We start from the raw sequence: 15,943 nt of genomic DNA on the forward strand, positions 1-15,943 counted from the left end.
CTAGTGCGCGGCCTCCAGCGCCGCCGCCTCCTGCTTGGCGATGGTGCCCTTGACGGCGGATTGCACCTTCTCGAACGCGCGCACCTCGATCTGGCGGACGCGCTCGCGCGATACGCCGAACTCGGCCGCCAGGTCCTCGAGCGTCATCGGCTCGTCGGCCAGCCGCCGCGCCTCGAAGATCCGCCGTTCACGCGCATTCAGCACGCCGATCGCGCCGTTCAGCGCCTGCCTGCGGTGGTCGTACTCCTCGTGCTCGGCCATGATGGCTTCCTGGTTGGGCGAGTTGTCGACCAGCCAGTCCTGCCATTCGCCCGCTTCGCCGTCGTCGCGGATCGGCGCGTTCAGCGAGGCGTCGCCGCCGAGGCGGCGGTTCATGTCGATCACGTCCTGATCGGTCACGCCGAGGCGCTTCGCGATCAGCTTGACCTGATCCGGACGCAGATCACCTTCGTCCAGCGCCGAGATCTTGCTCTTCGCCTTGCGCAGGTTGAAGAACAGCTTCTTCTGGTTCGCGGTGGTGCCCATCTTCACGAGCGACCACGAACGCAGGATGTACTCTTGTATCGACGCCTTGATCCACCACATGGCGTATGTGGCGAGGCGAAAGCCCTTCTCGGGCTCGAACCTCTTCACCGCCTGCATCAGGCCGACATTGCCTTCCGACACGACTTCGGATATCGGCAGGCCGTAGCCGCGATAGCCCATGGCGATCTTGGCCACGAGCCTGAGGTGGCTGGTCACGAGTTTATGTGCTGCGTCGCTGTCGTCATGCTCGCGCCAACGCTTGGCGAGCATGTACTCCTCCTGCGGTTCCAGCATCGGGAACTTGCGGATCTCGGAGAGGTAGCGAGCAAGGCCGGATTCTCCGTTGAGAACCGGTAGTGTAGCTGTACGGGCCATCGAGCGCCCTCCAGTTGGTTCAGGCCCCCGATAGCGGCGGGCCAGGCAAAGCGGTCACTTGGTTAAAGCCAACCGGTTTGCGACGTTCCATGCGTCGACCATTCGACGCAGGCGCAACATACACCAAAAATCGTCTCCCGTGGAAGGATTCCGGGGGTCACGACCCCGTGTGGCTCCATTAAGATTTTGACATACTTGCGTTTTTCTGAACGGCCTGCGTCATAGCGCCGCTCGCAGGGCATCCCCTAAAAGAGAAAGATCCTCCGGAAGCTCCGATTCCCAGCGCATTATTTCTCCGGTCCGGGGGTGCTCGATCACCAGCAGATAGGCGTGCAGCGCCTGCCGTCCGAGCCCCTCCAGCGCCGCGCGCGCCGCCGGCGCGAGCTGGTTCGCCTTGGTCTTGAAATGCGGGCCGTAGACGGCATCGCCCATCAGCGGATGGCCGAGATGGGCGAGATGCACCCGGATCTGATGGGTGCGCCCGGTCTCGAGATGGCAGGCGATCATCGCCGCCACCGGCTTGCCGTCGCGGCCGGTAAAACTCTCCTGCACCTCGTAATGGGTAATGGCCTCGCGCCCCCGCGGGCGCACCGCCATCTTGTCGCGGGCATGCGGATGGCGGTCGATCGGCGCATTGATGGTGCCATGCGGCCGGTGCGGCAGCCCCCAGGCAAAGGCGAGATAGCCGCGCTCCATCGCGCCGGTGCGGCCGTGGTCGGCGAACTGCGCGCTCAGCGAGGCGTGGGCATGGTCGTTCTTGGCGACCACCATCAGCCCCGTGGTGTCCTTGTCCAGCCGGTGCACGATGCCCGGCCGCTTCACCCCGCCAATGCCGGAAAGACTGGCGCCGCAATGCGCGATCAGCGCATTCACCAGCGTTCCCGTCTCGTGCCCGGCGGCGGGATGCACCACGAGGCCTGCGGGCTTGTCGATGACGATGATGTCGTCATCCTCGTAGACGATCTGAAGCGGGATCGCCTCGGCGGCGGGCTCGGCCGGGACGGCTTCAGGCACGTCGATTGTGATCGTGTCGCCGGCTGCGACGTGATAAGCGGGGTCCCGCACCGCCTCCGCGCGGAGGCTGACTTGTCCGGCCAGGATCAGCGCCTTCAGCCGGGACCGCGACAGCTCCGGCAGCCGCGCTGCCAGCACGCGATCGAGCCGCGGCGAGCCTTCGTCGCCGGCGACAGTGACCGTCATCAGACCGTGGGATTGTGAAGTCGAGATGTCCATGAATTCTACCCTGGCGCCCGAGCCGTCCTCGCCCGAGCAGGCCCAGCTGATGGCGCGGCTGCGGCGCATGATGATGATCGCGGGCGTGACCACCTCGGTCGCGATCGCAGTGCTTCTGGTCGCCATCGGCTATCGCCTTTTCCGCGGCGATGGAAGCACTGCTTCCGGCCCCGACCTCACCGCCATGCTGCCGAAGGGCGCCCGCATCACAGCCACCGGCACCGCCGGCGACCGCCTGGCGGTCACCCTGGATGTGGGGGGCACCACGGAAATCCGCACCTTCGACGCCAAGACCCTCAAGCCCACCGGCCGCCTCCGCTTCGCGGTCGAGCCGTAAGGGCAGGGCGGCGCCCAACTCCCCGCCGCGGCCGTGCTGCGAGACGACCGTCCCCGAATGCGCCGGCGCCGCCTTCGGTGCTGGACGCTCTCCATGAACACGCCTCTCGGCGTGTTCATGGTCGGTGTGCAGGACCCCCTTGGGTGCCAACCCCTCATGGTGGGGAGGCGCGCGCCCAGCGGCGCGTGAGAGCAAACCGGCCCATATTCGCGCGCCGTCTCGAACCATGAGGCCCGAGCCTGGGCCTTGCCCTTCGAGACGCCCGCCTTGGGGCGGGCTCCTCAGGGCGAGGAGGAAAGCCGCGCGCATCCCTCCGCCCGTGGCACTCCCGGTATCGTTGTCGCCCGGTTCCATGTCTGCTCTAAACACCCCTGGGGAACTCTGGGAGTGGGGTGGAATGACCGGACATCTTTCGCGCGCGCTGAGCCTGTTGGCCGTGGCGCTGCTGCTGGCCGCCTGCGCCGGCTCGTCGGCGCTGGAATCGCAGACCAGGCAGCGCGACGGCCGGACGGCGCGGATCTATTTCCTGCGCGAGAAGGGCCTCGTCGGCGCCATGGGCACCACCGCCGGCACGGCCGACATCAAGGTCGCCGGCAAGGCCGTCGGCGCGCTCCGCAACGGCTATTATCTGTTCGTCGATCGTCCGGCCGGCACCTACGAAGTGTCGGTCAACGCGGGCGTTTCGCTGCCCTATGAAACCGAGATCCAGGTCGAGGCCGGGCAGGTCTACTATCTGTGTCTGGGCGCCTCGCCCTATGGCCCGCCCGGCCAGGTGCTGCTGAACCAGGCCTATGCCGGCGGCAGCGGCACCTTGATGCCCCCGCGGTCGGGCCTGTCCGGCGCGATGTCCGGCACCGTGCTGTATCGCATGGAGCCCGGCCCGGGCGCCGCGCTGATGGCCCAGCTCCAGGCGCCGTGAGGCCGGCGCCAAAAACCCGTCCGCAACATCGCCTGCGAAAATTCTCTCTTCCGTCTTGCGGCGCGGCGATTTCGAGGCTATGCGGTTCACCTCACGCTCCCTTCGTCTAGCGGTTAGGACGCGGCCCTCTCAAGGCTGAAACAGGGGTTCGATTCCCCTAGGGAGCGCCAATAAAATCAGCGACTTAGCTGATTTTGGAAAAAGTCGTCGAATATCCGTCGAATAAGCGTCCACGGACGGCAGTGGACTAAGGGCGTCTGCCTTGCGCAGAGGAGCCGCGTAGTGATGCCGCTCGTGCAATCGCTCAAGTCGTGAGACGGCGTCCGCTCAACTCCTTGAATTTGATCGGCGGATCGGTACTTTCCATCCAATGGGGGTACACAGCAACTTCAGCTTCCTCGTCCCGCAGGACGAGCGTTTGGCTCGACTCGGCGCACTCGCCGAGCGCTATTTTTTTGATGACTCGCCTTCGACCCTGATCAAGCTGCGGCAGCTCGCCGAATTTCTTGCCAAGGAGGTCGCCGCCCGTCACGGCCTCTTGCCCTCCAGCAATGTTACGTTCGACGAAGTGCTGCGGGCCTTGCGGCTGCGCGCGATTCTTCCGCGGGAGATCGCGGATCTGCTGTTCAACCTAAAGCGGCTCGGCAACGAGGCCGTTCACGAGGATGTCGGCACGCCCGCCAACGCGCTATTTGCCCTGAAGATCGCGCGCAGTGCCGCGATCTGGTTCCACCAGAGCTATGGCGGCAAGCCGGACTTCAAGGCGGGACCGTTCGTGCCGCCGCGGCCGCCAGCCGATGCCACCGCCGCGCTCAAGGCTGAGCTGGACGAGCTGCGCAAGCAGGTCGGCGCGAGCTCCGATGAAGCCGCCAAGGCCCTCCTGAAGCTGCGTGATGCCGAGGAGGCCCGGCTGAAGGCGCTGTCCGAGGCCGAGGCGATCCGGCAGGATAAGGAATTCTGGGAGGGCTACGCCGCCGAGACCGAGGCCGGCCTGCGCAAGACCGAGGCCGCCTTGAAGGCCGCCCAGGCCGCGGCGGAGGCCGCGCCGCCGCAGCAGCTGGATCTCCTGGCGCAGCTCGCCAACCGGCAAGCGCAGCAGGTCGAGCTCGACGAGGCGACCACGCGCCTGCTGATCGACGAGCAGCTGCGCACCGCGGGCTGGATCGTCGACACGCCGACCTTGCGGCATGCCGCGGGGACGCGCCCGCAACCCGGCCAGAGCATCGCCATCGCCGAATGGCCGACCGACAGCGGCCCGGTCGACTACGCGCTGTTCATCGACGGCCGCTGCGTCGGCGTCATCGAGGCCAAGCGCGGCATCGCCGACGTGCCCGGCCGGCTCGGTCAGGCCAAGCGCTACGCGCGCGACATCCGCCTGACGCCGGACGAGGCCATTCCGGGCAGCCCATGGCTGCAAGGGCTCGATCGTTTCCGCGTGCCGTTCCTGTTCGTCACCAACGGCCGGCCCTATGTGAAGCAGTTCGAGACCAAATCCGGCATCTGGTTCTGGGATGCGCGGCCGACCGGCGGCGATCCGCGCGCGCTGCCGGAATGGTTTTCGCCGCAGGATCTCACCGAGCGGCTGGAGCAGACCGAGGACTTTGACGCGCTCGCCGAGCGCGAGCTTGGCGTTACGGGCTTGCGGCCGTACCAGACCGACGCGATCACGGCGGTGGAGACCGCGATCGCCGCCGGCCAGAAGAATATCCTGCTGGCGATGGCGACCGGCACCGGCAAGACCCGGCTCGCGATCGCGCTGATGTACGAGCTGCTGCGGCGAAAGCGCTTCCGCCGCATCCTGTTCCTGGTCGACCGCAACGCGCTCGGCCGGCAGACGCTGGACGCGATGAGCACGACCGACACCGCCGGCTTCCTGAAATTCGACCAGGTGTTCCCGGTCGCTGATCTGGCCAAGAAATTCCCCGAGGCCACTGATCGTGTGCAGGTCGCGACCGTACAGGCGATGATCCGCCGCGTGTTCGACGACCCCGACGCGGTCAGGCCGACGCCCGGCACCTATGACCTCATCATCGTCGACGAGGCGCATCGCGGCTATACGCTCGATGCCGAGTTGCGCGAGGACGATCTCGGCTTCCGCAATCTCGACGACTATCTCTCGGCCTATCGCCGCGTGCTCGACTATTTCGACGCGACCAGGATCGCGCTCACCGCGACGCCGGCGCTGCACACCCGGGAAATCTTCGGCGCGGCCGTGTTTCATTACGGCTATCGGCAGGCGGTCATCGACGGCTACCTGATCGACCACCGGCCGCCGCGCCGCATCACCACGGCGCTGAGCCAGACCGGCATCAGCTTCGAGGCCGGCGAGGACGTCAACATCATCGATCCCCGCACCGGCCAGATCGATCTCTTCAATCTCGACGATCAGGTCGATTTCGAGGTCGCCGAGTTCAACAAGAAGGTGCTGACGCGCCCTTTCAATCGCGCCGTCGCCGACGCGATCGCGCGCGAATGCGCGCCAAGCGAACGCGGCAAGACCTTGATCTTCGCGAGCCGCGACGACCACGCCGACACGCTGGTCGCGGCGCTGCGCGATGCGCTCACCGAGGAATACGGCCCTCAGCCGCACGATATCGTCGAGAAAATCACCGGCTCGGTCGACAAGCCGCTGGACCGCATCAAAGCGTTCAAGAACGATCCCCGGCCGAAATACGTCGTCACGGTCGATCTGCTGACGACCGGCGTCGACGTCCCCGCGATCACCAACCTCGTGTTCGTGCGCCGGGTCAACAGCCGCATCCTCTACGACCAGATGATTGGCCGGGCAACGCGGCGCTGCGACGAGATCGGCAAGGAATATTTCCGCATCTTCGACGCCGTCGACATCTACGCCAATCTGCAGGAGGTCAGCGACATGCGGCCGGTGGTGGTCAACCCGGCGCTGTCGTTCGCGACTCTCCTCGGCGATCTCGAACGCGCCGCGACCGAGGACGACCGCGCTTTCGTCCGCGACCAGATTGTCGTCAAGCTGCGCCAGCGCCTCAAACACATCGGAGGCACCCAGCGCGAGACGCTGGAGACCGTGCTCGGTTCGCTGGCCGCGCTGCCGGAACGCCTGCGCGATGCCCCACCGGCCGACACGCTGGCTCTCTTCCAGCAGCACCCGCTGCTCGCCGGCATTCTCGACAATGCCAGCCCCGGCCGCCGGCAGGACGGCGTCTACATTTCCGAGCACGCGGACGAGTTAGTCAGCGTCGAGGACGATTTCGGCGGCCGCGCCAGCCCGGCCGATTACATCGAGAGCTTTGAGGCCTTCGTGAAGGCCAACATGAATGCCGCACCGGCCTTGATCGCTGCGACCCAGAAGCCGCGCGAGCTGACCCGCAAGGAGCTGAAGGCGCTGGCGGTGCTGCTCGACGCCAACGGCTTCTCCGAGGCGAGCCTGCGCCAGGCCTATGGCCGCGTGCGCAACGCCGACATCGCCGCCCACATCATCGGCTTCGTTCGTCAGGCTGCCCTTGGCGATCCCCTGGTGCCCTACGAGACCCGGGTCGAGAACGGCGTCAAGCGCATTCTCGCCAGCCGGCCCTGGACGGCGACGCAAAGGCGCTGGCTGGAGCGAATCGGCCGGGCGCTGAAGGCACAGCCGGTCGGCGATCCCGACATCCTCGCCGATCCCCTGTTTGCACAGGCGGGCGGCTTCGAGGTCATTGATCAGGCCTTCGATCACGGGCTAGGTGACATCCTGAAGGACCTCAATAGCGCGATCTGGGACCACCTCGTCGCCTAACCGGGAACGCACATGAATCCAGCGACTGATCTCGTCAACAAGCTGTGGCGTCTGTGCGCCATGCTGCGCAAGGACGGCGTGACGTACCAGCAATACGTCACCGAGCTGACGTACCTCCTGTTCCTGAAGATGGCCTCGGAGCAGAAGGACGAGAGCCGCATCCCGGAAAAATATCGCTGGGGCGCGCTGAAGTCGGCACCGGAGACCGAGGTGCTGCAGCGCTACCGCCAGGCGCTGATCGACCTCGGTGACGGCACCAAGATCGCCGACCGCTCAGTGGTCGCGATTTTTCAGAACGCGGCGACCATCGTGCGCGAGCCGGTCAACCTGCGCCGGCTGATCGACGCTATCGACGGCCTGCACTGGTTCAGCGCGGAGCGCGACGCCTTTGGAGACACCTATGAAGGCCTGCTGCAGAAGATGGCTGAGGAAACCAAGCGCGGCGCCGGGCAGTATTTCACCCCGCGCGTGCTGATCGAGGTCATGGTCCAGCTGATGCAGCCGAAGCCTGGCGAGGTGATCCAGGACCCCGCGGCAGGCACCGGCGGCTTCCTGATCGCGGCGGACCACTTCATGCGAGCGAAGACCGATGATTATTTCGAGCTGGCGCCGAAGCAGCAGACCTTCCAGCTCCAGTCGGCGCTGCGCGGCATCGAGAACGTGCAGGATACGTTCCGCCTACTGCTGATGAACCTGCATCTGCACAAGATTGATCCGGACCATTTCGATCTTGCCGATACGCTGTCACCGAGCGGTATGAATCCGACATTCAAGAACGCAGACTTGATCCTGACTAATCCGCCGTTCGGCCCGGCGGGTGGGCCGCCGACCCGTGACGATCTTACCATCACCGATCGCGTCTCGTCCTACCAGCTCCCCTTCGTCGAGCATTGCATTCGCGCGCTCAAACTTGGCGGCCGCGCCGCGATTGTCGTGCCGGACAACGTGCTGTTCGACGACGGCAAGGGCCGTCAGCTCCGACAGCGGCTGATGAACTGGTGCGATCTGCACACCATCCTGCGGTTGCCAACCGGAATCTTCTATGCCCAGGGTGTAAAAACCAATGTATTGTTTTTCACGCGAAGCAAGGAGGAAGCGCCAGCGCAGGATGCGACGGAAGCTGTCTGGATCTACGATATGCGCTCTGGTGCACCGGCCTACGGCAAGACCAACCCGCTAAAGCTGTCCGACTTCGACAACTTCGTAGCCGCATTCGGCGACGATCCGCACGGCCGTGCTGCGCGTACGGACCTGGGTGAGCAGGGCCGTTTCCGCCGCTTCGCCCGTGCTGAGATCGCTACGCGTGGAGACAATCTCGATATCAATTGGCTGAAGAGTGAAAGCGAAGCCGAGGAAGGACTCGAAGTGCCGGAGGAGATCGCCGCTGCGATCGAGGCGCATCTCTCTATAGCCCTAGAGGAGACTAGGGCGCTGGTGGATGAACTAAGTGAAGAGGTAGCAGCCGATGCAATCGAGGGGGCTGCGAAGTGATTCTTCCATCCGGCTGGTGTGAAGCCACAATCCACGACGTAGCAAACTATGTTTCCCGCGGAAAATCTCCGAAATATGCGGATAGGAGTTCTTTGCCGGTCATCAACCAGCGCTCCGTTCGTTGGCAAGGTATCGACGAGCGCTACCTGAAGTTTATTGATCCTAGCACCGCACATGAGTGGAGCGAGGAACGCTATCTAGTCGACGGCGACATACTATGGAATTCGACGGGAACCGGAACCATCGGCCGAGCCGCATTATTCAGATCGCTCCCATATTTCCCGCGCATCGTTTCTGACAGTCATGTCACCGTCGTGCGCGCCAATAGCGCAATTGAGCCGAAATACCTTTTTGAATTCATTAGAAGCCCCGCAGTCCAAAACAGGATTGAGGATATGCAGAGCGGATCTACCAATCAAGTCGAGCTAAGCCGCAAGGCAGTGCTCGCGACAGCTCTGCCGCTGCCACCGCTCGCCGAACAGCGCCGCATCGTTGCCAAGCTGGATGCTCTGTTCGCACGCTTGGCCCGCGCGCGAGCCGAGCTGGATCGGGTACCAATGCTTGGAAGGCTCTTAAGAGGTCAAGCGTTGGCAGCATGCTTTGGAAATCTAGATTGGGACAAAAGGGAGCTTGGGACTCTGCTTCACGGTATCGAAGCGGGAAAGAATATGCGTTGCGCGGAGCGTCCGCCGACCCAGGGCGAACGCGGCGTGGTAAAGGTCAGCGCCGTAACTTGGGGGCAGTTCGATCCGACGGAATCCAAGACGTTGCCGTCCGACTACAGTCCTCCCGAAAAGGCTCGCATCCGCTCCGGTGATCTATTGATCTCTCGGGCCAACACTCTGGAACTCGTCGGCGCGGCAGTCCTGGTAGAAGAAGAGCCGAGAGGCCTCTACCTCAGTGATAAGATTCTCCGCCTCGTCGTCGATCAAGATGCGAAGAAGTGGGTTCTATGGTTTCTCAGATCTGCGGCAGGACGATATCAAATCGAGAGCCTTGCCACCGGAAATCAGCTTTCGATGCGAAACATCAGTCAAGATGCTCTCCGTCGCATCAAGCTTCCGTTTCCGGAAAAGGACGTTCGGCAGAGATTGATTTGCCGGCTGGAAGCCGGATTCGCCCGCGTTGCCCGCGTCGAGGCAGAAGCGGCACGTGCACGTACGCTGCTGGACCGACTGGAGTCGGCGATCCTGACAAAGGCGTTCAAGGGCGAGTTGGTGCCACAGGACCCAAATGACGAACCGGCGAGCGTGCTGCTGTCGCGAATCAAGGCCGGTCGTGCAGAAGAGCCGCAGTCCCCACCTAAGCGCGGCCGCACTGCAGCCGCACCAAGAGTCCCGCGGGAGAGGGCCGTTATGACGAAAAGCCGCCAGGACGACGACGTTAAGAACCAACCCTATCTAGCCGACAAAATCCGTGCGGCCGGAGGTTCCTCCACTGTCGAGCAGTTATTCAAGTTGGCTGATCTCTCGTTGCCCGATTTTTATAAGCAGCTCGCGTGGGAAGTTGATCATGGGCATATCATCGATCATGACAACCAAGAGCTGAAGGCGGCCTGATGCGGCTCGATCGCGTCTACATTGACGGCTTCAAGAACCTTATGGAAGTCGAGGTGGACTTTGACGAAACTCGGCTGACGACGGTCATCATTGGCCAGAACGGGGCGGGTAAGTCGAACCTGATCGAAGCGATCATTGACGTGTTCAGGTTCGTCGATCTCAATCGAGGCCCACCTAGGTATCTCTACGAGATCGATTACCGGATCGGAAACCACAAGGTTCGCCTAAGCAATCGTACGGGGCAGGCGAATATTGATGTTGACGGAAGAGTCTTAGCTCGCTCGGCGTTTGAGCGCGAAAAAGCGGAAGTATTTCCGGATCTGATATTTGGATATTACTCTGGCGGCAGTCGCCGTCTTGAGAAGCTTTTCGACAGCCATCAACGTCGGTACTACGATGCAATAAAGACCAACGATGATTCGGAGGAGTGTCAGCGCGCTCTCATAGAGCGTCGGCTATTTTATTGCCGACCCATTCATGGCATCTTTTCATTATTCTCCTTCTTCGCTTTTCGAGACGGGAGAGTCCTTCGGCTGTTGCAGGACAAGCTGGGAATTACTGGTTTCCACTCGGCGCTAGCGCATTTCAAGGAGCCGTGGTTCGCAAAAGGAGGCCAGCCGAACAAATTGCGAGCTGCAACCGATCTGTGGGACGCCAAGGGGCCGGCAGGAAAATGTGCTCGTGATTTCCGCGACCAAGCTTTCTATCCGATGCGCCTGATCGGAAACGCGATCGATGATTATCGCGACAAGCAGCAGAGCGAAGCGCAGCTGGCGTGCTTTGTCAAAGATAACCGAGCGTTGGAGCGCTTGAAGTCCAGCTACGAAGATGATCAGGAACTGTTTGCCGCGCTTGAGGCAGTGGACATTTCAGATCTATTCCGCGATCTGCATCTCTGGGTTCGCCGAGCAAACGATGATTCCGGGGACGTGAGCTTTGCTGATCTTTCAGACGGCGAGCGACAGCTGTTGATGGTTCTCGGGCTGATCCGTGTGTCCCGCGGAAAGCGAGCGCTATTTCTGCTGGACGAACCTGATACGCATCTCAATCCTCTCTGGCAGCATAGCTATCTGGATCTGATCCGCGAATGGACCGGGCAGGCTTCCGACGCCAGCAACTGTCATATCGTCATGAGTTCTCATAATCCGCTGACCATCGCGGCGCTGGACCGTCGCGAAGTACGGGTGATGTTTACGGACGAGCATGGAAAGGTGAGCGTCACGGCGCCCTACACTGATCCGAAGGGGATGGGGTTCACGGCGACGCTAACGGAGATCTTTGGCCTGCCGTCGAGCCTCGACCCCGATACACAGCGGCAGGTCGACGAGCGCAATACTCTCGCGCGCCTTGATCAACGCAGCGAAGCACAAGAGAAGCACCTCATCGAGATCAATGACAGGCTGGCGCGCCTTGGCTTCATGTTCGAAGATCGCGAGCCGCTGTACCAGGATTTTCTCCGCGCCTGGCAAGATGTGAAATATGCAGATCGTCCGCCAATGTCTCCAGAGCAGATCGAAAGGCGCCACAAGGCAATGAAGGCGTTGGTGAAAGAGCTTCTGACAAAGCGGGAGGGCGCTGCGTGATCTATGTCAAGCGGAGCGCAGGATTGATTCCGCCCGAGTTGCTAGCTAAGGCCATCGCAGCCCAGCAGCAGCTCGAGCAACTGCCGGCGGGAGAGCGTGCAGATTACATTCGAGCCAATTCTCACATTTGGAGAGCCTTTAAGGGTTTTCTCTCCGAGATGTCGCACGGGAAGTGCTGGTATTCGGAGAGCCCAGAAGCGCAATCCCACTTAGATGTCGATCACTTTCGCCCAAAATTGGAGGCGCGCCGAGCCGAAAATATCTGTGACCGACCAGGCTATGATTGGCTGGCGTTCTCGTGGGACAATTTTCGCCTGTCGGCCCAGCTCTGTAATCGGCCTGTCCGCAATGAAGAAACGGATGCGACTGACGGAAAGGGTAGCTGGTTTCCCCTCGTTGATGGCAGTCCAAAAGCCAGTTGGGACGATCGCTGCGTTGATCAAGAGCGGCCAATGTTGCTCGATCCAACAAATCTTGATGACGTGCAATTGATCGAAGTGCAGGCCGACGGCCGTATGGGGCCCAGTAAATTCTGTCTGGGTACCGATAAGAAGCGCGTGCAGGTGTCGATTGTCCGGCTCGGGCTGGATCTCCCGAGGCTTAAGGAGGCGCGCCTCCGAGTCATGAGGCAAGTCGGCGAGTTATGCGAAGCTTTGGCGGAAATGATCGAGGTTGGCAGTGATGATGGAGAGTTTGCCGACAAAGCACCTACGAAGAAGTTAGAGAGGGCCATACGTGCTAAAACTCATCCTCATGAACCTTACGCGGCTGCAGCTCGTGCGCAACTGCGAGCTATGGCCCTTGGAGAGTTGTGTACTACGCCTGAGGAGGTCTGATATCGTGGAACGGACGGGTTCCAGCGCTCGAGGTTATTCGCGACGGGCAGGCAGTGGCGGTGGGGTTGATAAATCGATAGAAAGCCGGTACGCCATCAACCTCTGAGTAGCCGTCGAAACCGGTCATAGCGGCGTTTCAATGCGTCAGGACGCGGGGCATATTTGGAGTCTACTGGGGTGCACAGGCGCCGGCCACCCAGCTTTCGATATTCCTCTGCGAGCTTCGGCGAGACTTCGATCGTGAGCCGTGTCGGGTGAATCGCCCAGAGACCCAGATCGAACAATGTATGCCAGTCCGCCCGTAGCAGAAGACCGTTGGCGATCTCGTAACGGCCTCGATTTCTCATGCCGACGATGTGGGCTGCTTCGAGGACGTTAGTCTCGGCGCAGCCGGTGACGGCACATTGTCCGCTATAAGCTGCCATCAGGTCTCGTCGAAATGGCGTTTGACCTCTACGCTCGATGATCGAGCGGTTGATGCGTTTGGTCTCCGCCGGCGCAGTGAAGCCGGCCGGAACCTTTTCGACCTCGACGTCATCAAGCAGCTTGTAGGCGCTAGACGGCGCTGGTCGGGTACGGCTGATCACCTTCATCACCTGAAGGACTTTCACCGTTTCTGGCCGAAGTTCGAAAACGGTCCAGCGGGTTCGCCGAAAGTCTTCGACGACATCAAGATTGACCAGGAGGCCGGAATAGAATGGCTTTCTGCCGGGTCGTTGAAACTCGGATTTGATCCGGCGGGGCATCCGACTCCAGACCTTCTTTTTCGCAAGCAGGCCGATCCGCAGCCAAACGGACCCGCCGGGCCCATTGCCAATTATCGTCGGTAGGATCTTGACCGGGATATTTGGGTGGCGCCAGATCAAAACCAAGGCTCGTCTCTCGGCTTCCGTTAGTTCCTCAAGCCCAGCTTTTAGACATCTGAAAAGCTCTTCATCAAAATCTTCGGTCATGTCTGCGCGCTTCAGCGATAGGAATCAACGGGCGAGGTCGTGTCCATCCAATTCGAAGTCATCGTCGGGTGAGCGATTGCGTTCAATCCTCGGGTGTAAGAAAGTAAATCGGCGAGAGCGGCAGGCGTTGCCGCGACTTCTGATCAAGCTTGTCGTAAGCCTCGATCCAAAGCTTCACCAAACGCTCGTCGTCGATCAGCGTGATCTTTCGGCTCGTTTGCTTGCGAGCTGCATCTTCTGCATCTCGCGTGAAACCTCCCACGGAAACGTAGAGGCCGACATCGCCGCTATCGACGACCGCGAGAAACGAATTCAAGGTCTGCAGGTCGATTCTCTGAGAACCACCCTTAACCTGAACCTTGATCCGCGGTGTCTGCGTTCCCAGTGGGTCAGTGTGCGCGATAATGTCGATCCCGCCGTCCTTGCCCGGTGGAGAGACCCACGCAATGTGATATCCGAGCGCCTTCAGAAGGCCGGCAACTAGATCCTGCAAGTCATAGGGCGGCAGCGCGCGCAAGTGGGCCTCGATTTCGCTCCAGGCCTGCTCATCAGCTTTCTCATAGGTGATGCTGGCATCGACAGTCGCAGACTCTGCTGGCGTGAGCTCTTCCAGGCTCTTGGCTTGGGGCGCGGTCGGTGCGCTGGCCTTCCACTCACGATACAATTGAAGGGCCTTGCGATAGAAGGCCTCTGGATCAGGAAAGTCCTTGAACGCCTTCTTTCCCGCTTCCGTAACAGACCAGATGCCTCGGTTCTTTACGAGCCAGCCGGCCTTGACGCAATCGATCGTGGCAAAGCGGACGATTTTCTCAAACCGGGGCGTTCCGGTGGTCTCATACAATCCGGCCTCATATGGGGTCAGATTGACGGATGCTGCGAGCTGCTTGAGGGCGGCTCCGGCTTGGAGGCCTTCGGGATGAGCCTGAAGTATTTCGAACAATTTGCGCAGATGCGACCCAGTGCGTGGGATTGTAATCTCAGGCATTTCTCTTCCCTTTAGCACAGCACGCGCGATGGCATTCAATAGCGACCGATTCTGCTCTTCTGGCAAGTGGCTCATGGAGCGCTGCTGCAGTGCGACACGGCACTCCCGGCGCCTTGCGTCCGAAATAGCTCGGGCAGACAGACGCCCCTGTGCGTCGTTTTGCGGAAGGTCTATTCGCCTGTTCTGGTTGAGCCAGGTGCTTCGCTTGCGGTAACGGTCGAAGCGTGGAGAGCTCCCCGCGGTGCGACGATGTTCACCGCTGTAAAGGTCGGAGCTTGCTAGATAGCCAGCATCTCTTGGTTGTAGAACGGGCGTCATAAGCCTTTTTGTAATTGACGATTACGAGGATTTCTGTTCCGATTTCCATGGGCTGGGAGGCAAAATTGTTAATTGAAGTACCCGGTTGGGAGGAGCCGGTTAGGGCTCTCGAATTTGGAACCACGCTCGGAGGTGTGGAAGAAGCACCATTCTACAAGCTCGACTTTGCAAGGGTTGGCTTTGCGACACCTGGATGGATGCTAATTATAGGAAATGCGCTTCGCCAGTTTAGGCAGGCGCGCCCGAATGCGAAGCGACAAGCCATAAATTTTAAGCACTTGGGCTACGCAGCACACGTTGGCTTCTTCCAGTATTTTGGCATGGAGTACGGTCAAGCGCCTGCCCAAGCTCCTGGCAGCAACACTTATGTACCGATTACGGAGGTTAGCGTAGCTGAACTGCGAAACGCAGCCGCTGAGAAATCTCTCCAAGTCGGAGAGCTAATCGAAGAGGATGCGCAGCGGTTAGCGCGCCTTTTGACCCAGCTCGATAATGGCGATACCGTCGAGACATTAACCTATTCGATCCGCGAGATCGTCAGAAATGTTGTCGAACACAGCGGTTCACAATCCTATTCGATAGCAGCGCAGTACTGGCCGGGGAAGAATTCCGCAGAGCTTGCGGTTTCTGATAGCGGCTGTGGGATCCTAGAATCTTTGAAGGAAAATCCGAAGCTCCAGGTCGGCAGCGATTTGGATGCTCTGAAGCTGTCGCTCCTGCCTGGCATTTCCTCGAAAGCGTGGCGTCGACGAAATTCAGCTGACGCGTGGGCTAATAGCGGCTACGGACTGTTTATGACGCAGCGCCTGTGCTCACTTGGTGGCGAGTTTGCATTGCTGAGCGGTTCAGCTGGTATGCGGATCGTCGGGACGGAAACCTCGACAGTCAAGTGTAAGATGGCGGGCACCACTGTGATTTTGAGGATCGACGCGGGCAAAGTCTCAAATCTTTCGAAGCGACTTGCCGAATTTCGTGACGATGGTGCCAGGCTTGCTAAGCTTGTCGGAGGCGCCAGCACGTTGGGGCCGTCTCTCGCTTCTCAAGTTCTAAAGCCAACGACAAAGCCGGGTCATTGACT

12 protein-coding genes and 1 tRNA gene are annotated in these 15,943 nt (G+C 61.1%); 9 read left to right on the plus strand and 4 right to left on the minus strand.

Annotated elements, in window-relative coordinates; all coding sequences use genetic code 11:
- The gene (gene rpoH, locus NLR35_RS22550) at positions 1 to 900 is read right to left on the minus strand and encodes an RNA polymerase sigma factor RpoH (protein WP_257168727.1); all 900 of its coding nucleotides are present in this window, start codon (positions 898 to 900) and stop codon (positions 1 to 3) included.
- A 219-nt stretch (positions 901 to 1,119) separates the two neighbouring features.
- Positions 1,120 to 2,100 (minus strand): RluA family pseudouridine synthase, encoded by a 981-nt coding sequence (locus tag NLR35_RS22555; protein ID WP_257168829.1) that lies wholly within the window; start codon positions 2,098 to 2,100, stop codon positions 1,120 to 1,122.
- 31 nt (positions 2,101 to 2,131) lie between these two features.
- Between NLR35_RS22555 and NLR35_RS22560 the strand changes: the two genes are divergently transcribed.
- From NLR35_RS22560 to NLR35_RS22595, 8 genes are all read left to right on the plus strand, one after another.
- A complete protein-coding gene (locus NLR35_RS22560) occupies positions 2,132 to 2,470 on the plus strand; it encodes a hypothetical protein (RefSeq protein WP_257168728.1) in 339 nt (112 codons plus the stop codon).
- 397 nt (positions 2,471 to 2,867) lie between these two features.
- A complete protein-coding gene (locus NLR35_RS22565) occupies positions 2,868 to 3,389 on the plus strand; it encodes a DUF2846 domain-containing protein (RefSeq protein ID WP_257168729.1) in 522 nt (173 codons plus the stop codon).
- Between the two features lie 95 nt (positions 3,390 to 3,484).
- A tRNA-Glu gene (locus NLR35_RS22570) sits at positions 3,485 to 3,559 on the plus strand.
- Between the two features lie 200 nt (positions 3,560 to 3,759).
- Positions 3,760 to 7,140 carry a type I restriction-modification system endonuclease gene (gene hsdR / locus NLR35_RS22575; RefSeq protein ID WP_257168730.1) on the plus strand — a complete coding sequence of 1,127 codons (3,381 nt, stop codon included), beginning with the start codon at positions 3,760 to 3,762 and terminating at the stop codon, positions 7,138 to 7,140.
- A gap of 12 nt (positions 7,141 to 7,152) precedes the next feature.
- Positions 7,153 to 8,631 carry a type I restriction-modification system subunit M gene (locus tag NLR35_RS22580; protein WP_257168731.1) on the plus strand — a complete coding sequence of 493 codons (1,479 nt, stop codon included), beginning with the start codon at positions 7,153 to 7,155 and terminating at the stop codon, positions 8,629 to 8,631.
- Positions 8,628 to 10,190 (plus strand): restriction endonuclease subunit S, encoded by a 1,563-nt coding sequence (locus NLR35_RS22585; protein WP_257168732.1) that lies wholly within the window; start codon positions 8,628 to 8,630, stop codon positions 10,188 to 10,190. The genes NLR35_RS22580 and NLR35_RS22585 overlap by 4 nt, the downstream gene beginning before the upstream one ends.
- Entirely contained in the window at positions 10,190 to 11,773 is a 1,584-nt protein-coding gene (locus NLR35_RS22590) for an AAA family ATPase (RefSeq protein WP_257168733.1), read from the plus strand. The genes NLR35_RS22585 and NLR35_RS22590 overlap by 1 nt, the downstream gene beginning before the upstream one ends.
- The gene (locus tag NLR35_RS22595; RefSeq protein WP_257168734.1) at positions 11,770 to 12,609 is read left to right on the plus strand and encodes a hypothetical protein; all 840 of its coding nucleotides are present in this window, start codon (positions 11,770 to 11,772) and stop codon (positions 12,607 to 12,609) included. Before NLR35_RS22590 ends, NLR35_RS22595 begins: the two co-directional genes overlap by 4 nt.
- Before the next feature lie 95 nt (positions 12,610 to 12,704).
- On the opposite strand, the gene NLR35_RS22600 is transcribed toward NLR35_RS22595, so the two are convergent.
- Both NLR35_RS22600 and NLR35_RS22605 read right to left on the minus strand, forming a co-directional pair.
- A complete protein-coding gene (locus NLR35_RS22600) occupies positions 12,705 to 13,562 on the minus strand; it encodes an HNH endonuclease (RefSeq protein ID WP_257168735.1) in 858 nt (285 codons plus the stop codon).
- A gap of 82 nt (positions 13,563 to 13,644) precedes the next feature.
- The gene (locus NLR35_RS22605; protein WP_257168736.1) at positions 13,645 to 14,622 is read right to left on the minus strand and encodes a restriction endonuclease; all 978 of its coding nucleotides are present in this window, start codon (positions 14,620 to 14,622) and stop codon (positions 13,645 to 13,647) included.
- Between the two features lie 257 nt (positions 14,623 to 14,879).
- Here NLR35_RS22605 and NLR35_RS22610 point away from each other — a divergent pair, with 257 nt between their 5' ends.
- A complete protein-coding gene (locus NLR35_RS22610; protein WP_257168737.1) occupies positions 14,880 to 15,941 on the plus strand; it encodes an ATP-binding protein in 1,062 nt (353 codons plus the stop codon).
- The last annotated feature ends 2 nt before the right edge of the window (positions 15,942 to 15,943 follow it).

The organism is Bradyrhizobium sp. SRS-191 (assembly GCF_024586915.1).
Taxonomy (GTDB): Bacteria; Pseudomonadota; Alphaproteobacteria; order Rhizobiales; family Xanthobacteraceae; genus Bradyrhizobium.